The organism is Frankia sp. AiPs1 (assembly GCF_023716945.1).
Lineage (GTDB): Bacteria > Actinomycetota > Actinomycetes > Frankiales > Frankiaceae > Frankia.
In genome coordinates this window covers 1-1,599 of sequence record NZ_JAMQQF010000889.1, presented here as the reverse complement: position 1 = coordinate 1,599, position 1,599 = coordinate 1, and the positions used below count along the sequence as shown (strand labels likewise).

The window sequence follows — 1,599 nt, the reverse complement described above, 5'->3', positions numbered from 1 at the left end:
GCGTGCGGGTGCTGGGGCCGCCGTCGCCGGCGGACTGACGGGTTGCCAGGGGCGCCGCGGAGGGAGCCTCACTCGGCGCCGGGATCGGCGCCGCCGACGCCAGGTCGGTGGCGGGAGCGGTTGCGGAACCGCCCGCGGCCTCGCCGTTCTGCAGGTTCTGGATCGCGGCGATGAGCTGGCCCTTGCGCAGCCGACCCACCCCCTGGATACCCATGGACGAGGCCATGGACTGCAGCTCGGGGAGCAGCATCGCGGACAGCCCGGTGCCCTGCCGGCGCCGACCAGGGCGCCGCCCGCCGCCGTCTCGGCCTCGGGGGCGACGGCAAGCCGGGCGGCCCACTCGCGCAGCCACCCGACGACCCGGTCGCCCGTCATCGGCCCGGCGACGAAGAAGCCCTGCACCTCGTCGCACTGCCAGTCGGCCAGCGCCTGCCAGGACCGCTGGGTCTCCACCCCCTCGGCGACGATGCGCAGCCGCAGCGCGTGGGCGAGCGAGACCGTGGAACGCACGATCTCGACCGCCGCGGGGTCACGGTCGAGGTCGCGCAGGAACGTGCGGTCCAGCTTCACCTCGTCCGCCGGCAGTTCGCGCAGGTAGGTCAGCGAGCAGAAGCCGGTGCCGTAGTCGTCCAGGCTGACCCGCACGCCCAGGCTGCGCAGACCCGCCAGCGTGCGCCGCGCCGCCTCCCGAGCCTCGATGAGGCTGTCCTCGGTGACCTCGACGACCAGCGCCGCCGGCGGGAGCCGGTGGCGGCCCAGTGCCGCGCGCACCACGCCGACGAAGGCACGGTCGACGATGACCGACGCCGGCACGTTGACCGAGACCGTCAGCGGTGCCCCCCCGGCGTGCCAGCCCGCGCAGGCAGCCAGCGCCTGGTCGAGAACGTGCACGGTGAGTTTCGGCATCAGCCCCGCCCGCTCCAGCTCGGCGAGGAACACATCGGGCGGGCGCAGGCCGTCGACCGGATGACGCCAGCGCACGAGCGCCTCGACCCCGCTGATCCGGCCGCTGCGCAGGTCGGCCTTCGGCTGGTAGCTCAGCTCGAGCTGACCGCGTTCCAGCGCTTGGCGAACCTCGGCGCGCAGCAGCAGCCGCGCCCGGTTGATCGGGGGATGCGACCGGATGTAGACCGCCTGCCCGCACCGGGACCGCTTCGCGGCGTGCATCGCCTCCTCGGCATGGCGGAACAGCTCCAGCGCCATCCGGCCGTGCTCGGGGGAGCAGGCGATCCCGATGCTCGCGTCGGGCCGGACCGGGGTGCCGGCGAGCAGGACCGGCGGTTCGAGCGCCGCCCGCAGGACGGCCGCGAGCCGCTCGGCGCTCTCGACCTCGCCGCCGCGCAGCAGCACCGCGAAGGCGTCGCCGTCGACCCGCGCAAGCAGGGTCGAGCCGGGCAGGGCGGCGAGCAGCCGCCGGCCCACGGTGACGATCAGCCGGTCGCCCTGCTCGTGGCCGAGGGCACCGTTGACGTCGCGCAGCCGGTCGAGGTCGAGGAGCAGTACCGCGACCGGCGTCACGGCGCGTGCCCGGTGGCCGCCGCCCAGGCTGCGCCCGACCGCGTCGAGGAAGTGCCGGCGGTCGGCGAGCCCGGTCAGCTC

The 1,599-nt window shown here is 75.5% G+C and carries 1 protein-coding gene and 1 pseudogene; both read right to left on the bottom strand.

The window, feature by feature from the left end; genetic code table 11:
• Window positions 1–214: hypothetical protein (locus ND748_RS31620; RefSeq protein ID WP_374216086.1), on the bottom strand; the 214-nt coding region annotated here is incomplete at its 3' end.
• Between the two features lie 221 nt (window positions 215–435).
• Window positions 436–1,545 (bottom strand): annotated as a pseudogene (locus ND748_RS31615) (putative bifunctional diguanylate cyclase/phosphodiesterase); the annotation flags it as partial.
• Window positions 1,546–1,599 lie beyond the last annotated feature (54 nt).